The organism is Treponema sp. TIM-1 (assembly GCF_046533115.1).
Taxonomy (GTDB): Bacteria; Spirochaetota; Spirochaetia; order Treponematales; family Breznakiellaceae; genus JAIRMO01.
Map to the genome: position 1 here is coordinate 43,667 of NZ_JAJQRC010000012.1, position 23,769 is coordinate 67,435.

Annotated in this window: 19 protein-coding genes; 8 read left to right on the plus strand and 11 right to left on the minus strand. The window is 55.0% G+C overall.

Going from position 1 to position 23,769, the window contains the following annotated elements:
* Positions 1 to 31: 31 nt before the first annotated feature.
* The 7 genes from LQZ21_RS07005 to iolG form a co-directional block, all read right to left on the minus strand.
* A complete protein-coding gene (locus LQZ21_RS07005; protein WP_411043602.1) occupies positions 32 to 1,483 on the minus strand; it encodes an NAD(P)-dependent malic enzyme in 1,452 nt (483 codons plus the stop codon).
* Entirely contained in the window at positions 1,480 to 2,511 is a 1,032-nt protein-coding gene (locus LQZ21_RS07010; RefSeq protein ID WP_411043568.1) for a type II glyceraldehyde-3-phosphate dehydrogenase, read from the minus strand. Before LQZ21_RS07010 ends, LQZ21_RS07005 begins: the two co-directional genes overlap by 4 nt.
* Positions 2,512 to 2,730: 219 nt before the next feature.
* A complete protein-coding gene (locus LQZ21_RS07015) occupies positions 2,731 to 3,990 on the minus strand; it encodes a phosphoglycerate kinase (protein WP_411043569.1) in 1,260 nt (419 codons plus the stop codon).
* Positions 3,991 to 4,196: 206 nt separating this feature from the next.
* Complete coding sequence (gene iolE, locus LQZ21_RS07020) at positions 4,197 to 5,090, minus strand: myo-inosose-2 dehydratase (RefSeq protein WP_411043570.1); 894 nt, start codon at positions 5,088 to 5,090, stop codon at positions 4,197 to 4,199.
* 49 nt (positions 5,091 to 5,139) lie between these two features.
* Complete coding sequence (iolD, locus tag LQZ21_RS07025; RefSeq protein ID WP_411043571.1) at positions 5,140 to 7,017, minus strand: 3D-(3,5/4)-trihydroxycyclohexane-1,2-dione acylhydrolase (decyclizing); 1,878 nt, start codon at positions 7,015 to 7,017, stop codon at positions 5,140 to 5,142.
* 50 nt (positions 7,018 to 7,067) lie between these two features.
* Positions 7,068 to 7,895 carry a 5-deoxy-glucuronate isomerase gene (locus tag LQZ21_RS07030; protein WP_411043572.1) on the minus strand — a complete coding sequence of 276 codons (828 nt, stop codon included), beginning with the start codon at positions 7,893 to 7,895 and terminating at the stop codon, positions 7,068 to 7,070.
* 74 nt (positions 7,896 to 7,969) lie between these two features.
* Positions 7,970 to 8,989, minus strand: coding sequence for an inositol 2-dehydrogenase (gene iolG / locus LQZ21_RS07035; RefSeq protein ID WP_411043573.1), 1,020 nt, complete (start codon positions 8,987 to 8,989; stop codon positions 7,970 to 7,972).
* A gap of 357 nt (positions 8,990 to 9,346) precedes the next feature.
* Here iolG and LQZ21_RS07040 point away from each other — a divergent pair, with 357 nt between their 5' ends.
* From LQZ21_RS07040 to LQZ21_RS07070, 7 genes are all read left to right on the plus strand, one after another.
* Positions 9,347 to 10,348 (plus strand): LacI family DNA-binding transcriptional regulator, encoded by a 1,002-nt coding sequence (locus LQZ21_RS07040; RefSeq protein ID WP_411043574.1) that lies wholly within the window; start codon positions 9,347 to 9,349, stop codon positions 10,346 to 10,348.
* A gap of 93 nt (positions 10,349 to 10,441) precedes the next feature.
* A complete protein-coding gene (locus LQZ21_RS07045) occupies positions 10,442 to 11,956 on the plus strand; it encodes a sugar ABC transporter ATP-binding protein (RefSeq protein WP_411043575.1) in 1,515 nt (504 codons plus the stop codon).
* Between the two features lie 2 nt (positions 11,957 to 11,958).
* A complete protein-coding gene (locus LQZ21_RS07050; RefSeq protein ID WP_411043576.1) occupies positions 11,959 to 12,957 on the plus strand; it encodes a Gfo/Idh/MocA family protein in 999 nt (332 codons plus the stop codon).
* A gap of 20 nt (positions 12,958 to 12,977) precedes the next feature.
* Entirely contained in the window at positions 12,978 to 13,964 is a 987-nt protein-coding gene (locus LQZ21_RS07055) for an ABC transporter permease (RefSeq protein ID WP_411043577.1), read from the plus strand.
* Positions 13,965 to 14,089: 125 nt separating this feature from the next.
* Complete coding sequence (locus LQZ21_RS07060; protein WP_411043578.1) at positions 14,090 to 15,031, plus strand: sugar ABC transporter substrate-binding protein; 942 nt, start codon at positions 14,090 to 14,092, stop codon at positions 15,029 to 15,031.
* Positions 15,032 to 15,215: 184 nt separating this feature from the next.
* Entirely contained in the window at positions 15,216 to 16,043 is an 828-nt protein-coding gene (locus tag LQZ21_RS07065; RefSeq protein WP_411043579.1) for a transketolase, read from the plus strand.
* 26 nt (positions 16,044 to 16,069) lie between these two features.
* Entirely contained in the window at positions 16,070 to 17,005 is a 936-nt protein-coding gene (locus tag LQZ21_RS07070; protein WP_411043580.1) for a transketolase family protein, read from the plus strand.
* Between the two features lie 436 nt (positions 17,006 to 17,441).
* Here LQZ21_RS07070 and LQZ21_RS07075 read toward each other — a convergent pair whose 3' ends face one another.
* The 4 genes from LQZ21_RS07075 to LQZ21_RS07090 form a co-directional block, all read right to left on the minus strand.
* Entirely contained in the window at positions 17,442 to 17,666 is a 225-nt protein-coding gene (locus LQZ21_RS07075; RefSeq protein WP_411043581.1) for a NifU family protein, read from the minus strand.
* 278 nt (positions 17,667 to 17,944) lie between these two features.
* Positions 17,945 to 18,805 carry a carbohydrate ABC transporter permease gene (locus LQZ21_RS07080; RefSeq protein ID WP_411043582.1) on the minus strand — a complete coding sequence of 287 codons (861 nt, stop codon included), beginning with the start codon at positions 18,803 to 18,805 and terminating at the stop codon, positions 17,945 to 17,947.
* A 1-nt stretch (position 18,806) separates the two neighbouring features.
* Entirely contained in the window at positions 18,807 to 19,712 is a 906-nt protein-coding gene (locus LQZ21_RS07085; protein WP_411043583.1) for a carbohydrate ABC transporter permease, read from the minus strand.
* Positions 19,713 to 20,026: 314 nt separating this feature from the next.
* Entirely contained in the window at positions 20,027 to 21,313 is a 1,287-nt protein-coding gene (locus LQZ21_RS07090; RefSeq protein WP_411043584.1) for an extracellular solute-binding protein, read from the minus strand.
* Positions 21,314 to 21,586: 273 nt separating this feature from the next.
* Between LQZ21_RS07090 and LQZ21_RS07095 the strand changes: the two genes are divergently transcribed.
* Complete coding sequence (locus tag LQZ21_RS07095) at positions 21,587 to 23,677, plus strand: glycoside hydrolase family 3 C-terminal domain-containing protein (protein WP_411043585.1); 2,091 nt, start codon at positions 21,587 to 21,589, stop codon at positions 23,675 to 23,677.
* The last annotated feature ends 92 nt before the right edge of the window (positions 23,678 to 23,769 follow it).

Below are 23,769 nucleotides of genomic sequence, written 5' to 3' on the forward strand. Positions count from 1 at the left end.
AAGCATTTTGCCTGACACCGGGAGGGTCCCGCTATTTTACCGCATCAATGGCCTTTTGCAGGGCCGTTTCCAGCAGCTGCGGAGGCGGATCTTTGATATGACCCAGCTTTTTCATGTCCTCCACCACGGCCCGGGCAGCGGCAATATCCGCCTTGGCCCGGTGATAGACCTCCTCCCAGGAGAGGGTCACCCGGGCGACCCCTTCCTTGATGGCCTGGATCGCCACATCCGCCGCTTCCTGGACGAAAACCTCGGCTTCCTCCATGGTGGCGATAATGTTATCCGGCTGTATCCCCCGCTTTTCGGAGAATTCCGCGATGGAGTGGGCGCAGCGGATGGCCATGCCGTCGGTGATCTTCCGGGCCCGGACCAGGAGGGCCCCCTTGAGGATGCCGGGGAAGCAGACCGAGTTATTGACCTGGTTGGGAAAATCCCCCCGGCCGGTGGCCACGATAAAGGCCCCCGCTTCCTTGGCGGCATAGGGCCAGATCTCCGGTACCGGGTTGGCGCAGACAAAAACAATGGACTTTTCCGCCATGGAACGGATCCACTCCCGTTTTACCGTATCCGGGCCCGGGGTGGATAGGGCGATGAGTACATCCGCCCCCTTGAGGGCTTCCGCGATGGACGGCGCCCTGCCGGGGTTGGTCCGCTCGCAGAGTTCCCACTTGCGGTAGTTCCGTTTATCCCCCTTGATATCGTCCCGGCCCGCATGGAGGCTCCCCTTGGAATCAAAGACCACCATCTTGGCGGGATCCCCCCCGTCGGCAAGGATCAGCCGGGCGATGGTGGTATTGGAGGCCCCCGCCCCGAGGAGGACGATCCGGGCATCCCCGAGTTTTTTCCCCGCCAGTTTGAGGGCATTGATGAGCCCCGCCAAGGTAACGCAGGCCGTCCCCTGGGCGTCGTCGTGCCAAACCGGGATATCGCAGGCTTCCCGGAGCTCGTCCAGGACCTTAAAACAGTTGGGCTGGCTGATATCTTCCAGGTTTATGGCCCCAAAGGAAGGCTGGACCATCTTGACAAAATCAATGATCTTATCGGGGTTGCTTTTTCCGTCGGGTCCCTTGGAATCCACACAGAGGGCCACCGCATCCACCCCCCCCAGATACTTCATGATCATGGCTTTACCTTCCATGACTCCCAGCCCCCCCGGGGGGGTACAGTCCCCGTCTCCCAGGACCCGGGTAGAGTCGGAGACCACCGCCACCAGGTTTCCCCGGTTGGAGAGGGCAAAGGAGGCGTCGTTATCGTCCCGGATAGTGGTGGATATCTGGGAAACGCCCGGAGTGTACCAGACGTTGAACCAGGCAAGGCCGTAGATACCGCACTTGGGCAGGGTCTGCATTTTGCCGCCATAGAACCGGTGGGCCTCGGCGGAGAGATTTTTGAGAAATAGGGTTTTTGCCCGGGCCTTTTGGTCCTCGGTAAAATTACCGGGGAACAGGGCATCGAGATTTTTTAACGAGGGATCAATTTTCATTTTTTCCATTTTCCTAGACCTAAATATTTATTTGTTTCCGCGGTAGCCGAAGCAGAATCAGACTGCATCTTCAGCGCCGCCCGGATACCGTCCATGGTTTCCGGAATAGTAACCGATTCCTGGGGGATATTAATGGCGTACATGATATTATCCCCGCTTTCCACGATACTGTCCTCCCAGAGGCCAATCTCGTACATATCCCCCCGGGGATTCCCCAGATCCCGGGCATACCGGAAAAAGGAGGCGTTCCCCAGAAAACCGTCTTCCAGGGAAACCACCCGGATCCGGTCGTGGTTCTTAAAGGCTTCCCGGGCCATTTCCCGGGTGATCTTTTTGCCCCCCCTGCCATGGGCCAGTACCGTAATGATGTGGCCGTGGGTAACCGGGGTATGCACCAGAATACCGGTAGCCTCCACATGGGGCATGATGGTCATCAGGTCCAGGGCCTGGTGTGAGGGGGCTTTTTCCAGCTGCAGGGCATTGGTCAGCCCCCGGTGGTAGTCCCCGGGATCCGCGACCCGGCGGATGATGGTGATCGCCACCCGGTCAACGCCGTATTTCCGGTCCAGACAATCCACCGAACGGATAAGCCCGGTGGTGTTACAACTGGTCAGTTTAAGATAATTAACCCCCAGGCCCTTTTCGTAGTTGGCATACCCGTGGAAAAACACATCCGCCACGGAATTTTTTTCTCCCCCCTGGAAGATGGCCTTAACCCCGGCTTTTTCATAGAGCTCCTTGTTTTTGGCACCCACCCCGCCGGGGGAAGAATCCAGCATGATATCCACCTTACCGATAAGATCCGCAAAACTGCCCTGATAGGGGATCCCCAGGGCGTCAAATTTTGACTTGTCCGCGCCGTCCACCAGGTACAGCTTATAGGGCATCCCTTTTTCCTTCAGGGCCCGGATCGAAAGGGTAGGGGCGAGGTCCGCAATCCCCACCAGTTCCATATCTTTCTGCAAAAACACCCCGTCCGCCAAGCGCTGCCCGATTACTCCGTAACCTGCTACACCGACTTTTACCATAATTATGTTACTCCTTACCATCAAAATATATTATCATCACCGTTATTGTTCGGGAATCTTCGTTTCCGAATAAATTCCATGATAAAACCGCAATTACCAAACTCCTTCGCGACCCAAGGGGGTTCTCTAACAAGTCTACTATATTAAATGAGGATCGTCATCCTCGAAAAAGCTTTTTTATGGGAGTCTTTTTCAAAATTCGGCGGCTTTGAACGCGGCTCAATTTTGCAGCCGCCGCAGGGTTGAACCAAACCGGAGGGCTTTGACCACTGGCAGTTCTTCCCCGGTAAGGAAACGGATCAGGGCCCCCCCGCCGGTACAGAGGTAGTTGATCGCCTGGGTCTTGCCATACTTCTTGGTGGCGCTGATACTGTCCCCCCCGCCGATCACCGTATAGGCCGCCGTATCCCCCAAGGCGTCCCACACCATCCGGGTCCCCTGTTCCGTGGGCGCCTCCTCGAAGACCCCCATGGGACCATTGACAAAGACCGTCCTGGCCGACCGGATCCGTTCCTGGTAACGGGCCGCGGTTTTAGTCCCGATATCCAGGATGAGGGCCTCCTTCGGGATCTGCCCCAGGGGGTATTCCACCCGCCGGCCGTCCCGGACCACGGCAAAATCTTCGGGCATCAGGATCCGGTCCCGGTATTTTGCGAGGAGCTCCCTGGCGGTTCCCACCAGGGATTCGTAGCCCTCCTTTCTGATGAAGTTCCGGGCCCCTTCCCCAATATCCGAATCCGCCGCCCAGAGGAGTACCTCTCCCACCAAGCCCCCGGCCAGGACCTGATCGGCGATACCGCCTCCCAAAACCGTACTCATCATAAGGAAGGCGTCGTTGATCTTCGCCCCCCCCAGAACAAAAACACAGGGCCGCTCGGGCTTTTCCATGAGGGCCGAAATGACGCAGAACTCCTCCTCAAAGAGACGGCCCATGGCGCTGGGGAGGAGCTGCTCAAATCCGCAGAGGCTGGGCTGATCCCGGTGGGCCGCGGCAAAGGCGTCGTTGACATAGAGGTCGGCCAGGGGGGCCAGTTTCCGCACCAGGAGGGTTTTGGCCTGCTCCTCATGGGAGAGGAGGAGTTTGGTTTCAAAGAGGGTCTGCTCCTCCGCCACGAAACGGACATTATCTAAAAGCAGGATCTCCCCCGCCTTGAGAACCCGGATGGCTTCCCGGGCCGCGGGGCCGCAGACATCGTCGATAAAACGGACCTCTTTCCCCAACAGCCCGGACAATACCCGGGCGTGGGGTTCGGTGGTGTAGAAGTTTTTGTATTCGATATCGCTCCCCTGGTGGGCCAGGAGTACCAGTTTCGCCCCCTTTTCCGTGAGTTCCCTCAGGGTCGGGATACACGCCTCGATCCGGGTAGTATCCTTGAGGGTTCCTGTTTTTTTATCCACCGGCTGGTTTATATCGATCCGGCAAAGAACCGTCTTGTCCTTTACCTCCAGATCGTCCAGGGTGTTAATACCGAATCTCATAAGGTCTCCTTATCCCCGGTGAATTGAAAACCATCCCCGCCGGGCAAGACCGGGACGGCGGATGGGCCTTTCCCGAAACCAATCGGGTTGGGAAAAGCCCGTGGAAGCGATTTTGTTGAACCGGTCTCAACAAAATTACAGATGTTTATCTACATTGGTCTTGTCGATGACTTCCCCTTCCATAAAAAATACCCGCTCCCGGGGTCTTAAATTTTGGCCTTTTCTTTAATATAGGCGCGGGCCTTGCGAGCGTACTCTAGGGGATTGGCCTTGGCGGGGTCCTGCTCGGCCTCCACCACCCACCATCCCTGGTATTTGGCCTTTTTAAGGGCCTGGAAGATGGGCTCAAAGTCGATGCTCCCGTCTCCGGGCACGGTAAAGACCCCCTCCTTAACCGCGGTCAGGAAGGACCACTTTTCTTTAATCGCCCTCCTGCGGATCGCCGGACGCATATCCTTAAGATGTACGTGGCCTATCCGTTTCATCCATTTGGTGAGGACCGCCAAATGATCCTCCCCGGAGAAGACCAGATGTCCCGTATCGTAGAGGAACCCCAGCAGGGCGGGATCGGTATTTTCCATGAGCCGGTCTATTTCCGCGGCGGTCTGGACCCCGGTCCCCATATGGTGGTGGTAGGTGAGCTTCATCCCCTTGGCCACGGCCTTTTTCCCCAGTTTGTTAAGGCCCTCGCAGAGCCGTTCCCACGCTTCATCGGTAAAGGTGGGCTTATCGTCAAAGATGGGCCGTTCCAGGCCCTGGATGGAATGGCCCTGTTCCGCCGCGCCGATGACCCGGGCGCCTACGGCATAGAGAAAATCCCGGTGTTTGATGAATTCCGCCTCCACCTCCCGGTAGGGTTTGGTGGTAAGGAAGGAACTGAACCACGCATTACAGATCGTAAGCCCCCGGAGGCCCAGGGCTTTGTTCAGAACCTTGGGGTCCCGGGGGTACTTGTTCCCCACCTCGCTTCCCGTGAAGCCCGCCAGGGCCATTTCACTGACACACTGCTCAAAGGGGATCTCCCCCCCCAATTCGGGAAGGTCGTCATTGGTCCAGCCAATGGGGGCTATCGCCAGTTTAATCGCTTGTTCCTTCGCCATGTTTTCCTCCTATATATCCAGGGGTAGTATCTACCAGACACTACCGGACTTAAAATTTCCTGGTTTTCTCCACTTCCGCCGCCATGTCCTTCGCCGCCTTGACGACTTCCGGATTATCCGAGACCTGGGCGGTACCGACCCGCCACCAGGATTCATAGCCCCCGGTCATGGTTTTGGGGCTTACCTTTACGTCGATCACCACCGGCCGGTCCGCGGCCAGGGCTTCCTTTACCGCCGCGGCCAACTCTTCCGCCGTCCTGGCCCGCAGTCCCCGGGCGCCCCAGCTTTCGCCGTTTTTGGCGTAATCCACCTGCACCGAATTTCCCGCGAGGCGGCCTGACTCGTCCCGGGTTTTCCACTCATTGCCGAAGTGATCGATACCCTGGCTGTTCTGGAGGTTGTCGATGCAGTGGAAACCCGCGTTATCCAGCACCACCACGATGATCTTCTTCCGTTCCTGAACCGCCGTTAACAGTTCCGAATGGAGCATGGTATAGGCCCCGTCACCGATGATCGTTACCACCTCCTTATCGGGGAAAGCGATTTTCGCCCCCAGGGCGGCGGCAACTTCGTAGCCCATACAGGAAAAGGCGTATTCCATGTGATAGGTCCCCGGCACCCGGGTACGCCAGACCCGCTGCATATCCGAAGGAACCGATCCCGAACCGGAGACGACAATCGCCTCTTTGGGGAGGAGCCGGTCGTTAAGTTCCCCCAGCACCCGGGCCTGGGAGAGCAGGGGCTTTCCGTCCGGGGCGGGGGGCGCGTCTTCGCGGTAGAGCCGGTCCACTTCGGCCTTCCATTCGTCCCGGGCGGCCGCAATCGCCCCGCCCCATTGGGATTTATAGGAGGCCGCCGCTTCGGTAAGGGCCTCCAGGGTAAGTTTCGCGTCGGCGATAATAGGTTCGCCGTTCATTTTATAGGCGTCAAAGGACGCGACGTTGATCCCCAGAATTTTGCAGGCGGGGTTTTGGAAAAGCCATTTGGAACAGGTGGTAAAATCCCCGAGCCTGGTTCCCACGGCGATGATAAGATCCGCCTCTTTGGCCAGCCTGTTCGACGCCAGGGAACCGGTGGATCCTATCCCCGAAAGGTTGTAGGGATTGTCCCAGAGGATCGTCCCCTTGCCCCCCTGGGTTTCTCCGAAGGGTATATGGAAACTTTCGCAGAATTTCTCCAGCGCGGGACCGGCGCAGGAATAACGGACCCCGCCGCCGCAGATCACCAGGGGCTTTTTCGCGGCCCTAAGCAGCGCCGCGGCCCGCCCGATCTGTCCCTTGGTGGGGATCCGCCGCTCTATGTGGTGGACCCGCTTGGCGAGAAATTCTTCGGGGTAATCGTAGGTTTCCCCCTGCACGTCCTGGGGAAGGCTGACGGTTACCGCCCCGGTATCCGCCGGGTCCGTAAGCACCCGGAAGGCGTTGATGAGCGCCGTCATAAGCTGTTCGGGCCGCTGTACCCGGTCCCAGTAGCGGCTTACCGCCCGGAAGGAATCGCTGGCGGTATTGGTATAGTCCGTGGGGATCTCGATCTGCTGGAGCACCGGATCGGGCTGGCGGCAGGCAAAGGTGTCCGAGGGCAGGAACAGAACCGGCACATGGTTTGCCGTGGCCACGGCGGCGGCGTTCACCATGTTCAGGGCCCCGGGCCCTATGGAAGAGCAGACCGCCATGATCTTGAGCCGGTTGTTTTGCTTGGCAAAACCCACCGCCGCATGGCCTGCCCCCTGCTCGTTTTTTGCCTGATAAAAACGAAGGGATGTTTTTCCCGATGCCAGGGCTTCCCCCAAACCCACTACCACTCCGTGTCCGAAGATACCGAAGACGCCTTCGACGAATTTGATTTCCTTTCCATCGTATTCCACATATTGGTTGTCCAGGAAACGCAGCGCCGCCTGGCCTGTCGTAAGCCGTATTGTTTTGCCCATTCTTCGCTCCTCAATAAATAAATTCAAAAACAATGCACCATAGTAAAATGCTAGGTTTTAACGGGATTCCAGATATTCCTTTCGTCCCCCATCACCCACTGGTGTTCATCAACAAAAATAGGGGTGTTGGTGGCCGGCCCGTAATGGGCGCCGTCAATATGCCGGATCACCCAGAGGTACCACATGGCATAGCCCGGGGCGGTTACCTGGGGATGGACCTGACCCTCCCGGATCAGGATCGTGTCCTTGTCCCGGATAAGGTACGGGGTGTCTCCGATGGCGGTAAGGCCGAATCCCTGTTCGGGCTTAAACCGGTAATGGTAGATCTCAGGCTGGGGATGATGATGGGGCGGGTAACTTGACCATTTGCCCGGTACCCCTATCACTTCGCCTATCACCAGGTTTGACTCACCGCGGTTGGTGTCGTCAAAACAGGTTCTGACGATGCGGGTGGAGGTTTCCCGCATGGTTCCTTCGCCGCGGAATTCGCTGCGGCATTCTTCGGGGGTAAAGAGTTTTGCCGTGAACCGTTTCGGGTTATCCGTGGCGGTATAGTACCATTCCGCCCCGTCCTGGCCGGCGGTGATGGAAATCTTTGATTCCCGGGGGACCGAAAGGCACCACGGGGAATAATCGAACAGATCGGGCCGGGAAATGTCCTGGTGTTCAGGCGCCGCTCCGTTTACGCTCCAGGTGATTTTTGCGTTTCCCCAGGCCAAGAGCAGGCATTGTTCGTCGGTTTGACTTGACCGTTCCCAGGTTTCTCCGGGTAGAAGGGTCACCACCCCAAAGTCCATGAGCATATCCGCGGTGGCGCCGCTCCGGGTAACCAGGGGGGTATACCCCCGGGCAAAGGGTGTTTTATGATGGAATTGCATCCTTATTTCCTCCTTATGGGTCGGGGTAACATACCTCTGGTGGGCTGCCCCGTCCGGGTCTTAGCCCACCTATTTCATGCCCTGACTTCTTCCACTAAAACGGGCCGTTTTTCCTTAAGGGATTTTCCCGCCGCCAGGGCGGCGTACATATTTTCAAGACCATCCTCCCCGGTCACCGCCACGGGTTTATTTTGGAGGACCGCCTCGGTAAAAGAAAGCATCTCGTCTATAAAGGCCCCCTTGTACCGTTCCAGAAAAAAATAGAGGGGCTTTTCCCCGGTCACCCCCTGTTCGGTGTAGAGCTTAACCGTATTGGGGAGGTCGTTTTCCGCCAGGGCCGCGCCCTTGGAACCAAAAACCTCCACCCGCTGATCATAACCGTAGACCGCCTTCCGGGAATTGTCGATAAGGCCGATGGCTCCGTTGGCGAAACCCAGGGTAACCATGGCGGTATCCACGTCCCCGGCCTTGCCGATCTCCGGGTCCACCAGGACCGCCCCGGCGGCGTAAACCTCGGTGATCTCGCTTCCCGCCTGAAACCGGGCCATGTCGAAGTCGTGGATCATCATGTCGATGAAGATCCCCCCGGAAACCGCCACATAGGCCGGGGAGGGGGGCGCCGGGTCCCGGGAGGTGATCTTGACCAGTTGCACCTGACCGATTTCCCCGGCCAGGGTATACTCCCGAATCCGGCGGAAGTTATGATCAAAGCGCCGGTTAAAACCTATCTGCAGTTTAACCCCCGCCTTTTTAGCCGCCGCCAGGGCGGTCTTGACCTTGGGCACCGAGAGGTCTATGGGTTTTTCGCAGAAGATCTGCTTTCCCGCTCCGGCGGCGGCGATGATAAGGTCCGCATGGGTGTCGGTGGAACTGCAGATGATCACCGCGTCTATGCCGGGATCGGCCAAGAGGTCCCCGGGATCTTTAGAAAGGATCCGCACGCCCAGTCCCCGGGCCCATTTTTCCTGTTCGGCGGTGAGGTTAATATCCGCGAGCCCTTCCAGGCGGGCCTGGGGAATAAACCGGGCGATATTTTCCCCGTGAATTTTTCCAATCCGTCCCGCGCCGATAACCCCCATCCGTAATGGTTCCATAGCGATTCCTCCTCTTATCAAATATACCGGCCATCCCGGGGGATGAAAACCGGATCGATTACCGAATCCGGTCAAAACCGGTGTTTTGAAACAACTCAAGTTGAAAACGTTTTTAGTATTGACTATATCATAACAGTGCCCCGGAACTTTGTAAAGAGCTTTTTAAAAATCCTAAAAAAATTTTTAATTTTTCTATTTCTATACAATGTAATGACTTATAATCCTAAAAAAATTTTTAAATTTTTTCTTGACAAAGCTTTAAAGTGAGGTATACTGAAAGGGAAATCGTTTGCAAGATAGGTGGCCCAAAATTCGTTTGGGTTTGGTTAGGCCCCAAGAACAGGACAGGAAAAGGACATGGTAAGTATCAAAGATATAGCCCGGCAGGCAGGGATGTCGGCTTCCACGGTCTCCAGGGTCGCAAACGGGAAAAAGCACGTTAGCTCGGATAAACGGCAGCGGATTCTCCAAATAATAGAAGAAACCGGCTATGTTCCCAACAAGGCGGCCCGGGCTATGGTACTTAAAAAAACCTCTTCGGTGGGCCTGGTAATTCCGGACACCTTTAATATTTTCCAGCGGCAGCTTTTTTCGATCGTTGAGCGGAGCCTTGAATCCTTCGGTTATTATACCATGTTCTTTTTCTCGAAATTCGAGGATATCAGTGAGGAGCATTGCCTGAATAAGCTTAAGGCCGAAAATCTTGACGGTATCATTATGCTTCACGAGATGCAGAACGCCGCTTTTTATGAATATCTCAATAAAACCGGTATACCGGCCATTACCGCCACCTTTCGATGTCCGGGGATTCCCGCCATACACGTAAACGAAGAACAGGCCGCCGCCGATGCGGTTAATCATCTGATTTCCCTGGGACACCGGGATATGGTCATGATTTCCGGGGACGGCTTTACCTTCGGCCGCCAGCGGGCGGAAGGCTTTTTTCAGGCCCTGACCGCGGCGGACCTTACCATAGAAGCCGGGCGGGTGGTTTTTGTCCGTAATTATACCGCCGAATTTGGTATGTACGGCATGCGGGAGCTTTTGCTCAGGCGGGGAGGGGGGCAGGATTTTACCGCGCTTTTTGCCGCCACCGACGAGTTGGCCATCGGGGCTATACGGGTGCTTCAGGATGCGGGGATCCGGGTGCCGGAGGATGTTTCCGTGGTGGGTTTCGACGATGTGGATATTTCCAACTATATAATTCCCCGGCTGACCACGGTCCGGCAGCCCATTAAGGAAATGGGCGAGCAGACCGCGTGGGCCCTGCACCGGATTATAACGGGGGGCGGCGCCATTGCGGAAGACCAGATACTGCCTTACCGGCTTATTATCAGGGAATCAACCCGGGCGATTTGATCGGAGTGGTCCCCGGGGAGGAGTGTTTTATCGGGCTGCGGGAAGCCTTGAGCCGGGAAAAGATCCCGGAATATTGATTGTGAGGAAATAGAAGTGGAAGAACATGCTTTATTATGGGTCAAGAAGGTCACCAAGACATTTCCCGGCGTTACGGCCCTCAAAGCGGTCAGTTTTGATGTCCAAGCCGGCGAGGTTCACGGTCTCTGCGGGGAAAACGGCGCGGGAAAGTCTACCATTATTAAGGTAATCACCGGCGCCCATCCGCCCTCGGAGGGGGAGGTTTTTTTTAACGGTCAAAAGATGGAAAACATCACCCCCCATTATTCCATGTCTTTGGGTATCGCCTGTATCTATCAGGAACTGAACCTGGTGCCCCACATGACCGTGGCCGAGAACATATATCTGGGCCGGGAAGTGATTAAGGGGAAAAAGATAGGCTTGATTGACCGGGATGCCATGAAACGGGAATCCCACCAGGTGCTGCAGGGCCTGGGCCTGGACATCGATCCCGGCGTGAATGTCGGCGCCCTGGGGGTAGGCAAGCAACAGATGGTGGAAATTGCCCGGGCGGTACGGGCCGAGGCGAAGCTTATCATTATGGATGAACCCACCTCCGCGTTGAGCGCCCACGAAGCCCACGAGCTTCTGGAAATTGTCAAGTATCTCCGGGGGAAGGGGGTAGCCGTTATTTATATTTCCCACCGCCTGGACGAGGTGAAGGAGATCAGTGACCGGGTGACGATTTTGCGGGACGGTCAGAGTGTCGGCACCTTCGAGAATAAGGACCTCTCCATTGACGCCATGGTGAAGTACATGGTGGGGCGGGACATTACCCAGAAGTATCCCAAGGTGAAAGCCCCTATCGGAAAGGAGATGCTGCGGGTGGAGGGGCTTACCCGCAAGGGGGTGGTGGAGAGTATTTCCTTCGCGGTACATGCCGGCGAGGTGCTGGGTTTTGCCGGCCTTATCGGCGCGGGCCGGACCGAGGCGGCCCGGGCCCTTACCGGAGCGGACCCCATCGACGGCGGTGCCATCTTTGTGGAAGGGAAACAGGTCCAGATCAAAACCCCCCAGGACTCGATAAGGGCGGGGATCGCCTTTCTTACCGAGGACCGTAAAGGCCAGGGCCTGATCCTGATTCAGAATATCGAATTCAATTCCACCCTGGTGAATCTGGGACACTATAAAAAACATATCCTGCTCAATTTGAAGAACGCGCGGAAAGACGCGGAGCGCATGATAAAGGAACTGCACATTATTGCCCCGGGGGTAACCATGCCAGCGGGTAATCTCAGCGGCGGTAATCAGCAGAAGGTGGTTATCGCGAAGTGGTTGCTCTCCAAGGCACGGATCTTTATTTTTGATGAGCCCACGAGGGGCATAGATGTCGGCGCAAAGATTGAAGTGTATAACCTTATCAACGAACTGGTAAAGAACGGGGCGGCGGTTATCATGATAAGTTCGGAAATGGACGAGTGCATGGGGATGTCCGATCGGATTATTGTCATGCATGAGGGTAAAATTGTTACCGAGCTGACGGGCAGCGGCGTGACCCAGGAGAAGATCATGTACGCCGCTTCCGGGTTAACGGTAATGGAGGGAGCGTAAATATGGCTTGTTTACGATGCGGGGTCATCGGTTTGGGAAGATTGGGTTTTAAGCACGCCCAAAACCTTGCCGGCCGTATGGAGAATGCCCGGCTTGTCGCCGTGTCCGATCCGGCGGAGGGAGCGCGGAACAATTTCAGCGGCCGTTTTTCCGGGGTTGACGTATTCGCCGATCATCGGGATTTGCTGGCCCGTAAGGACATAGACGCGGTGGTTATCGCCTCGGCGACCACTACCCACGGCAGGATCATTATGGATGCCCTAAAAGCGGGCAAGCCGGTGTTTTGTGAAAAGCCGGTAACCCTGGATATGGCCGAGGGAGCCCAGCTGCGGAAGACCCTGGCCGAGGTCAAGGGCTATCTGATGGTCGGCTTTATGAGGCGTTTTGACGATGCCTACCTCCTGGGTAAAAAACAGGTTGATTCCGGCAAACTTGGGGAGCCGGTTTATGTGCGCTGTGTAAGCAGGGATCCCGGGGCCCCTCCCCTTGAATTCGCCAAGGCCAGCGGCGGCCTGGTTCTGGATATGTGCGTCCATGATATCGATCTGGCCCGCTGGTTTATCGGCAGTGAGGTAAGCAAAATATCCGCCGAAGGGGCGGTGCTGATGTGGCCCGAACTGGGCGAGATCGGCGATATCGATCATGTGGATATAGAATTCCGCTTCAAAAACGGCCGGCTTGCCCATTTGGAGGGAAGCAGAAACGCCCGGTACGGTTACGACATTCGTACGGAAGTTATTTGTACCAAGGGATCGGTTTTCATCGGGGATCTCCGGCAGACCGCCTGTCTGGTATTAAACGAGCAGGGTTCTCTTACGGATATTGTTCCGGAATTCCGTACCCGCTTTGACAAGGCTTACCTCACCGAGATGGAGGCCTTTGTGAACGAGGTTTTAAATCAACGGGAATCCTCGGTGACCCTGGAAGATGGCATCGCGGCTGTTGAGCTGTGTTTCTCGGTTAATGAGTCATTAAAACAGCATAAGGCTATTGAACTTTAAATTTTAGAAGGAAGACATAGATGGCAGAAATTACAACGTCGGCACTAGGGGCAAATAAAAGAAGCGTCAAAGAGTATTTGAATACCTTCGGGGTGGTGTTAAGCCTTTTACTGCTTTGCATTATCCTCTCGATAGTTTCCCCGCGCTTTTTGACCGTGGATAATCTGATGAATGTCGCGGGTCAGGCGGCAATCAATTCTATCATTTCGGTGGGTATGTTCCTGGCCATCCTTACTTCGGGGATTGATCTTTCGGTCGGGTCGATCCTCGCGCTTTCCACCATGTTCATGGGGCATTTCGCTACCAAATATAATATGAACCCCTGGATGGCGCTGGCAAGCTGCCTGGCCATCGGAACCTTTCTCGGCTTAATCAACGGCCTGATGCTTACCAAAATGCGGCTGCCCCATCCGTTTATCTCGACCATGGGGACCAAGCAGATGGCCCGGGGGCTGTGTCTGGTGATAACCGCGACAAAACCGGTCTATGGGTTTAAGCCGCCGATTCTGTTTCTCGGAAGCCAGCGGCTCGGCCCGGTACCGGTCTCAATTATGCTGGTGATCCTGCTCTATGTGGTCATGTATATATTTCTCAGCCGTACCCGGACGGGACGGCACATTTACGCGGTAGGGGGGAATAAGGAGGCAGCCCGTTTAAGCGGCATTAACGTAAACGGTGTGCTGAACCTCGTCTATGCCGCAAGCGGCTTTATGGCGGCCCTGGCGGGTATCGTCATGGTAGGCCGGGTCGACGCCTCTTTCCCCCTGGCCGGTCAGGACTATGAGACCGACGCCATCGCGGCGGTTATCATCGGGGGCGCGAGTTTCTTCGGCGGTATCGGGAAAATCGGCAACACCATCGTCGGGGTCCTGCTCATCGCCGTGCTGCGTAACGGGCTGAATTTGATGGGGGTGTCCTCGGCATGGCAGGCTTTCACCATCGGCGCGGTTATCATTATCGCGGTGTTTATCGACGTTCTCCGTCAGAACGTAATGAAGCGGAGTTAAGGGAAGCTCCGGAGACCGCCGGTCGGGCGGTTCTTCGGAGAAAATCGTTGGTTAAGAGAAAACACGGATACAAGACTTGGTATGAGCCCTTGATCCGGTTTATATATCACCCATGGAGGTATGGAATGAGAAAAAGCGTGCGTTTGATTTCGGTTTTAGTATGTGTACTGATGATGTTCGTTTGCGTAACCGGTGTTTTCGCCGGCGCCAAACAGCAGCAGGAACAGCAGAGCGGCGGCGGCAAACTGAGGGTTGCGGTTATCCTGAAAACCCTTAGTTCCACTTACTGGCAGACGGTTCTCTCGGGGGCGGAGCAGGCCGCCAAGGAATTGGGCGTTGAACTTATTCCCCTGGGCCCCCCCACGGAAGACGATGCTATCGCCCAGACCAATATGGTGGAAGACGTAATCACCCAGAAAGTGGATGCGATTGTGTTCTCCCCCTGCCAGCCGGAAGGGGCCGTAACGGTTCTTAACAAGGCCCGGGACGCGAATGTTCCCGTCGTGGTTATCGACACCCCAATGCCGGCGTCGTATACCAGCGCCGTTACCTATATCGGCAGCAACAACTATCAGATTGGCGTTCTTGGCGCGAAAGAAATGCTCAAAAGCCTTAAAGCCGGTACCAAGGTCCTGGTTCTTGAAGGCGCGCCGGGCAATGTGGCGATGACCGAGCGGGCGGATGGAGCGGAAAAAACCTTCAAGGACGCGGGGGTTAATGTTGTTTCACGGCAGCCCGCCTATTCGGATCGGGAAAGGGCCTATAGCATTACCCAAAACGTGCTTCAAACCACCGAGTTGGACGGCGTTTTCGCCGCCAACGACGAGCAAGCCCTCGGCGCGTACCGGGCGATTGTCCAGGCCGGAAAGAAGGCGGTGGTGGTGGGCGTAGACGGTAACCCCGATGCGAAAGAATCCGTGGACAAGGGCGAACTTTTCGCAACCGTTGCCCAGTCGGCGGACCAGATGGGCTATCTTGGCGTAAAATACGCGGTTCAGTATGCCAAAGGCGATAAAAACATCGAGAAGATGATTGACGCGCCGACCCCGGTTTATACTAAAAAATAGGTAAGACCCGTTAAAAGCGCCGGTTTCGAGAAACCGCAGGGACCTCAAAAATTTCAAATTTTTGAGGTCCCTTTTTAAAACAGCCCCAAGTATTCATGGTATCTTCAAAAAACCTTAATTGATAGTTATCCGATTACCTGATATACTTATTAAAGAATGGCAGCAAAGGAAGGAATAGTTATTTATGGAAAAAAAATTATTAGCGGACCTGCAGTCCAAGGCTAAAGAAATCCGGAAGTTAACCATCGAAGAGATCGGGACCCTGGGGACCGGTCATATCGGCGGCTCCATGTCTATCGCGGACCTCCTGGCCCTGTTGTACTTTCACCGGATGAAGGTGGATCCCGCCAATCCCCGCTGGGAAGACCGGGATCAACTGGTGGTTTCCAAGGGCCATGCGGGGCCGGCGGTCTATGCCGCCCTGGCCCTCAAGGGCTTTTTCCCCAAGGAATGGCTTGGTACCCTTAACCAGGGGGGGACCAGGCTCCCCAGCCATTGTGACCGGAACCTTACCCCGGGCATCGACATGACCGCCGGTTCCCTGGGGCAGGGGTTTTCCGCGGCCCTGGGTATAGCCCTGGGGCTCAGGTTGGATAAAAAACCTTCCCGGGTGTATACCATCATCGGGGACGGTGAGTCCGACGAAGGCCAGATCTGGGAGGGGGCCCTCTTTGCCGCGGCCCAGGGACTTTCAAATATCACCGCCTTTACCGATTACAACAAGCAGCAGCTTGACGGCTATACCAAGAATATCCTGGATCTGGGGGATCTGCGCGCCAAATGGGCCGCCTTCGGCTGGTACACCCAGGAGGTGGACGGCCATGACCTTGAAGCCCTGGACGGGGCCATTGAAAAGGCCCTGGCCCAAAAGGACGTTCCTTCCATGATCATCATGAATACCATTAAGGGCAAGGGTTGTTTTTTTGCCGAGGGGATCGAAAAAAACCACAGTATGGCCTTTAACCTGGAAAAAGCCCGGGAGGCGATTGCTGTTTTGGACGGAAAGGAATGACCCCTTTTGTTAATGAAGGAGAAACTATGGAAACAAAAGAAATGCGCGCCGCCTATGTGGAAACCATAACCGCCCTGGCGGAAAAAAATAAGAATATCGTCCTCCTGGAAGCGGATCTGATGAGCTGTACCAATACGGGGAGCTTTAAAAAGGCCTATCCCGATCGTTTGTTTAATGTGGGTATTGCCGAGGCGAACATGATCGGCGTGGCCTCGGGGCTTTCCTCGGTGGGAAAGATCCCCTTTGCCGCTACCTTCGGCTGTTTCGCTTCCCGCCGGGTCTTTGATCAATTTTTTATCTCCGCCAACTATGCCCGGCTCAATGTAAAGCTCATCGGCATGGACCCCGGGGTAACCGCTGCCTTTAACGGCGGCACCCACATGCCCTTTGAGGATCTGGCCCTGATGCGGTCCATCCCCAAGCTCATCATTGTGGAACCCTCGGACCCGTGGAATTGCGCCGATTTTGTCCGGCAAGCCGCGGAGATCTACGGCTCGGTGTACCTGCGGCTTCCCCGTAAGGCCGTCCCGATCCTCTACACCAGTGAGGATAAGTTCCCCTTTGGCAAGGCGAGGGTATTCAAAGAAGGAAAGGACCTCTGTTTTGTTGCCCTGGGCAGCCTTATGGTGAACGAATCCCTTAAGGCCCGGGAACTTCTGGCATCCGAGGGGATCGACGCCGGTATTTTGGACGTCCTTACCCTCAAACCCATAGACCGGGAAGCGGTAGTAGCCCAGGCTTCCAAGGTTAAGGCCGTGATCAGCGCGGAAAATCACCAGATCAACGGGGGCCTGGGCAGCGCCGTGGCGGAGATCCTCGCGGAATCGGGTTTCCGGGGCAAATTCGCTCGGGTAGGGATCATGGACGAGTTCGGCGAAGTGGGTACCCAGGATTATCTGACCAAACGCTTCGGTCTGGACGGAGAAACCCTGGCCCAAAAAGCCCGGGACTTACTTGGTTAGGCCTTTGTCCGCCCTGAGGTCTCATGATCCCCTGGGGCGGGCGGAAGGATCCCTCCTGTGGGCTAAGACAAAGTGAAAAGAATACGGCTGGGTATTTTTCTCTTTTTACTGCGTCACCGGGTTTAGATTATTACCAAAGCTATTTTGACGGTTTTCTTATGGAGTCTCAGTCGCTTTCGATCTCTTATACCGCCGCGCTTGGAATAGATTGCGGTACCGTTCAAACCGTTGATTTTAGGGGGCTCTTTGAAAAACCGGAATGAGTTTTTAGGCGGAATAAGGCTAAGATAAAAAAGGTAACGGCGAATCGCCCCTACCGCCGCACCTTCGCCACAAATACAGAATTAAGCAATTCACCCCAAAGATGAATCACCCAACCCCGCCTTTTCATGTCCCGGTGGTTCATAGGAAGGAAATCCACCGGGCGTGAAACAACCTACACTCCCACTACGGTGGTAACCTGGGGAACTTCTTTTTTCAAATAATTCTCAATACCCATCTTGAGGGTCATCTGGGCCATAGGGCATCCCCCGCAGGCGCCGGTGAGTTTTACCGAAACCGTACCGTCATCGGCTACAGACACCAATTCCACATCGCCGCCGTCCGCCTGAAGGGAGGGCCGGACATTATTAAGCGCGCTTTGTACCTGTTCTTCCAGCATAATAAACTCCTCGTTTTTGTTTCAAAAACTCATCCAAAACTCACCGAGCCTTGGATGAGTTTAATATAACACCTTCCCGCCGGAATAACAAGTCCGGAAACCCAGGATAAAGGCATAGGAATTTTTAACCAGAAACCGCATGAACCACTACGAATTTTTCTCTCTATATTTCGCGCTTTCCAAGGGACGCGATGGGGGCGATCGGAAAATATGCTGGGAAAATCGGGGATAAAAAAACGCTTCGGGTATATGCCATCGGCGGAGATGCCGCTGGAATGCTAACCCTTAACCGCCCCGGCCATCATGCCCTTTACCAGTTTGTCCTGCCCAAAAACATAGAGGAGGATGATGGGCAGGGACGAGAGGATAAGGAGGGTCATAATTAAGGGAATATTCATCGTATATTGTCCCTGGTATTCCCAAACCGCCAGCGGCAGGGTACGACTCTTTTGCGACTGGGTCAGGACCATGACGAAACTGAATTCGTTCCAGATAACCACCCCGTTGTAAATGCCCAGGGTGGCAAGCCCGGATTTGGAGAGGGGGAGAATAATCCTAAAAAAGGCGCTGAATTTCCCGCAGCCGTCGATTTCCGCGGCCTCCTCAATTTCCCGGGAGATGTTTTGCATAAAGGCGGTGAGGATGAAAACCGAAATCGGCAGGTTAAAGGCCACGTTTGGTCCGATAAGCGCCAGGGGCGTATCGTATATATTCAAATTGGTGGACATGATAAATACCGGAATCAGGGTAATATGAATCGGTATCGACATGGCCGCCACAATGGCGCCGTAAATGGGCCGGTTAAGCAAAAACTGCATCCGGGAGAGGGGATAGGCGGCAAAGGCGCTGGTAAAGAGCAGCAGGGTCAGAGAAATTATCAATACCATCACACTGTTGTAAAAGTAATTGTAGAATCCCCCCCCCATAACCGTAGCATAATTCACCAGGCTAAATACCTTGGGCAGGTTAAAAAGACCGCCGCTGAGGAATTCTCCCTGGGATTTCAGGGAAATGAGGATCAAATAATAAAAGGGCCCCCCGGCAATAACCAGCCATATAAAGGCAAAGATAAGCGCCATACACCAAAAAGGGGAGATCCGTGAAGGACGGCCGGAAAGGATGCGTTTTTTTGGGGCCATGTTACACCTCCGCCTTTTTGTTCAGGGTAGTTATGGTGATAAACGCGACAATGGTGATAAGCAAAAACATGCCGCAGGCAACCGTGGCCCCATACCCCATATTAAATTTGACAAAGGAGGTTTTATACATAAGGGTGGCCATCAATTCGGTGGAGACCCCCGGACCCCCGCCGGTCATCACAAAAACAAGGTCAAAATACTTAAGGGAACCGATGATGGAGATGGTGGCCCCGGAAATCACGGTGGGCTTGAGCAGGGGCAGGGAAACCCGCCAGAAATACTGGTTCCTCGTGGCCCCGTCTATACTGGCCGCCTCATAGAGCTCCACCGGAATGGTACCGTAGGCGGCCAAATATAACACCATATAAAAAGGGATATACTGCCAACAGACAACCCCGATCACCGTAAAAAGCGCTGCCCTGGGATTACCCAAAAGATCCACCCCGCCGCCGCCCAGGGCTTTTGATATGGAAGCGAAAATTCCGTAATTCGCGTCCAGGGCAAATTTGAAAAGTACCCCGATGGCCACCGAAGAGATAAGGTAGGGGAGGAACCAGACTACTTTAAAGATCACCCCTTTGGATTCGGTAATATCCAAAAAGGTAGCCAGGATCATGGCAAAGGGGACCTGAAAGAGCAGGGACAGAAACATGATGATTACGTTGTTGCCGAAGGCCGCCCAAAAATTCGCGTCCTTGACTAATTGCATCCAATTAGCGATCCCCACAAAAGTCCGGTTTCGGCTCATCCCGTTCCACTGGACCATACTGGTAATAAAGGAATCAATGATGGGGTAGAGAATAAAAATAACCATAAAAAACATGGCCGGAAACAAAAAAACCGCTGCCGCGGCCCGAACCGAACGCTGCCGGGCAAGACGAAGTGTATTATGGGTTTTTCCGATCATAGTACTCCCCTGATGAAAACCAAATCGCCGTTTTTAGAGCTAAACTTAACCCGCTGTTAACCACGAACTAGTACCTTGTAAACACTAAACGGCCATGCATATACAGAATTTAAGAAATTCACCACAAAGGCGCAGAAGGCGAATAAGAAAGAAATGAAGAGAGAAGAATAACTCACTCTTCGCTTTTCATTCTTAATTCTCCTTTCCTCCTCCTTCCTTCTTCGCCTTATTCGCCTTATTCGCCTTTGTGGTCGAATTCTCTTTCTCCTATATATCAAGCATATTAGTATTTACGCAGTTTATTCGGAAAAGCGTCATTTCTTACGATATGCCGCTTGGGCGTCCTGCAGCCGCTGGGCCGCCTCCTGGGGGCTCAGGGTACCGCCGAATATCTCCTGGGAAGTGGTTTTGTGTACCTCCGATACCTCGGGAGCCAGGGATTGATCATACCAAAGCTGCATGTCCGGCGCCGCCTGGACCTGGGCGAAAAGTTCCGCCAGGATGGGATCGGTAAGTTTCACATTTTTTACCGGAGGAATCGCGCCGGCGGCCAAACGATCCTGAACCGACAGATCGTCTATCAGATAGGTTATCATTTCAAAAGCCTTGGCGGGATTTTTGCTGGTGGAGGACACGTGATAGAAGTTATCCCCCACCGTTCCGATCACCGTATTGGGATTACCGATGCCCTGTTCGTCCCGGGGGAATTTGAAAATACCCATCTTTTTCGCGAATTCAGGGTTTTCGCTTAAAGCGGAAGAGTTGAACCAGCTGCCCATAAGGTGCATTGCCGCGTCTCCGTTGTAAAGGATCTGCCGGGACTGCCCGGAATCCTCATCCAGACCGTTAAAGCCGGTGTTAAAATACCCCTTGTTGACCCATTCCTGAATCTTCTGGCCCGCGTAGATAAAGGCCGGATCCGTAAAGGAACCGGAGCCGTCCACCGCCTTGATAAAGGGCTGTACCCCTCCCCGGCGGGTGGCGAAGAACATGAAATACATGGAACCGGTCCACTGGGTTTTATTAGCCAGACTGAAGGGTTTAATCCCATTCCGCAGCAGGGTATCGCACACCGCCTCCAATTCGGTAATCGTGGTAGGTGTCTTCAGGTTGTACCGGGCGAAGATTTCCTTGTTATAAAAAACCGTACAGACCGAAACATTCTGTATCGGGACTCCCCAGATTTTTCCGTTGTAGGTGGCCTGGGCAATGGCCGCGTCAAGGAATTTACTCTTATAGTTATTGGCATTCATATAAGAAGTTAAATCCGCAATGTTATTATTATTGACATATTCATACATGGGACCGCCGGACCAGGAATAAAACACGTCCGGCAGTTTGCCCGACGCCAAAGCAACCGCCAATTTCTGCTTGTACGAATCGTTTTGTACAATGGTAACATTCACCTTATAGCCGGGATTAGCCGCGATAAACCGATCCACCGCCCGCTGAAATATTCCGGGATAGGGATCGGTACTTTGGGAATGCCAAAATTCCAGGGTGTTTGCGTCTCCCCCCTGACTTCCACCGGCCCCAAAGGCCATCCCCGTAATCCCCACCAGGACGATGCAGAGACAGAGAATCCGTAAAGCTCGTTTCATGTGTATCCTCCAAAAAAATATAAAGATGGGCCCTTTCATAAGCATTAAGAAAAGCACATCCATGATTCTCTATTAGTATATAAGCAGAATTTAGCGGTGTCAACACAAAATAATTTTCACCCGATCCCCCGTAAATCCGGGCAAGAACAGATGCTTCCGCCCTGGTTACCGGGGGCTTCCTAAATCATGGCAAACCCGTTATAACTTATCTATATTGACGGCGGGTATTGCCGTTACGCCGGTCCGCACACTTAAAACCGAGGGGAAGCCATCATGAACCGAGAAGAACGGATTAAAGAACTTGTCTCCCAAATGACCCTTGAGGAAAAGGTATCCCAGTTGAGTTATACCAGCGCCGCTATTCCGCGCCTGGGTATTCCCGAATACAACTGGTGGAACGAATGTCTCCACGGGGTTGCCCGGGCAGGACCGGCCACGGTATTTCCCCAGGCTATCGCCCTGGCGGCAACCTTTGACGAGGATTATATCTACCGGGCTGCCTCGGCTATCTCCGACGAGGGCCGGGCTAAGTATAACGAGGCGGTTAAGCAGGGGAACCGGGGCCAATATTGGGGGCTTACCTTTTGGACCCCGAATATCAATATCTTCCGGGACCCCCGCTGGGGCAGGGGCCAGGAAACCTATGGGGAAGACCCCTATCTTACCGGACGGATAGGGCTGGCCTTTGTACGGGGACTCCAGGGGGATGATCCCCAGCGGCTTAAAGCCGCGGCCTGCGCCAAACATTATGCGGTTCATTCGGGGCCCGAGAAATTGCGGCATACCTTCGACGCCCAGGTCTCCAAAAAGGACCTCTTTGAAACCTACCTTCCCGCGTTCAAACTTCTGGTGGAACAGGGGGTGGAAGCCGTCATGGGGGCCTATAACCGGACCCTGGGGGAACCCTGCGGGGGCAGCAAGTACCTGCTCCGGGACTTGCTGCGGGGGCGCTGGGGCTTCAAGGGCCATGTGGTCTCCGACTGCTGGGCTATCCGGGATTTCCACGAACATCACCGGGTAACCTCCTCACCGGAAGAATCGGCGGCCCTGGCCCTAAATGCGGGGTGCGACCTCAACTGCGGATGTACCTTCCCTATGCTCACCGTCTCCTATAAAAAGGGTCTCGTCAGCATGGAAGCCCTGGATACCGCCGTTACCCGGCTCCTCCGCACCCGGTTCAAGCTGGGGATGTTTGATTCCCCCCAATCCGATCCCTGGGCCGGCCTGGGCAGGGAGGTCATCAACTGCGAGAAACACCGGAATCTGGCCCGGGAGGGAGCGGAAAAATCCATAACCCTCCTCAAAAACCGCGATAATATCCTGCCCCTGGACGATTCGGCCAAGAACATACTGCTCATCGGCCCCGGGGCGGCTAACCCCCATACCCTGCTGGGTAATTATTACGGGATCACCCCCCGGCTGGTTACTGTTCTGGAAGGACTGGCGGAAAAGCTGCGGACCAAATTCGCCGTCAATGTGGAATACCGCCAGGGCTGCCTCCAATATGATGAAAACCACCCCTCAAACGTGTCCATGGTCGGGATCGCCGATGGCGTGGATATCATCATCGCGGTCTTTGGACTGGACGGTGCCATGGAAGGGGAAGAGGGGGATGCCATTGCCTCGGATTCAAACGGTGACCGGGACCGGATTGAGCTCCCCTCCTGGCAGCTTGCCTACCTGAAGGATCTCAAAGCCACCGGGAAGCCCCTGGTCCTGATCCTCACCGGGGGCAGTCCCATCGCCTTTCCGGAGGACCTGGCGGATGCGGTGATCTTCGCCTGGTATCCGGGGGAACAGGGGGGGATCGCCCTGGCGGACATCCTCTTTGGGGATGTTAACCCGTCGGGAAAACTCCCCATCACCTTTCCCCGGTCAACGGAACAGCTCCCCCCCTACGAAGACTATGCCATGAAGGGAAGAACCTACCGCTATATGGAGGAAAAGCCCCTGTACCCCTTTGGATTCGGTCTTTCCTATACGACCTTCCGCTTCGATTCCCTGGAACTGTCCGCCCCGTCCCTTACCGCCGGGGAATCGGTCAAGGCCGTGGCGGGGCTTACCAATACGGGAAGCCGGGCCGGGGAAGTGGTGGTTCAACTGTACATCAGCCGGGATAAACGCGGCCCGGAGGACCCCCTTACCTCCCTGCGGGCTTTCCGCCGGGTGGCTCTTCCCGCGGGGGCATCGGCCGCGGTGGAATTTATCCTTCCCTCCTCGGCCTTTGAGTCGGTAAACAACGACGGGGACCAGGTATTGCCGGCCGGCTCCTATACGGTGACCGCCGCAGACGCCGCACCCTTCCCGGTTTCTTTGGAGAAGGGCGCTTCCCCTCCGGTAAGCGCCAGGCTGGAGATTCGGTAGGCCGGGGCATGAATCGGGTGAAAAAGAGCGGCGTATCCGGGAATATCCCGAACTCGGGTAAAAAGACTATTTTGCCCGGAAAATGCCCCTTT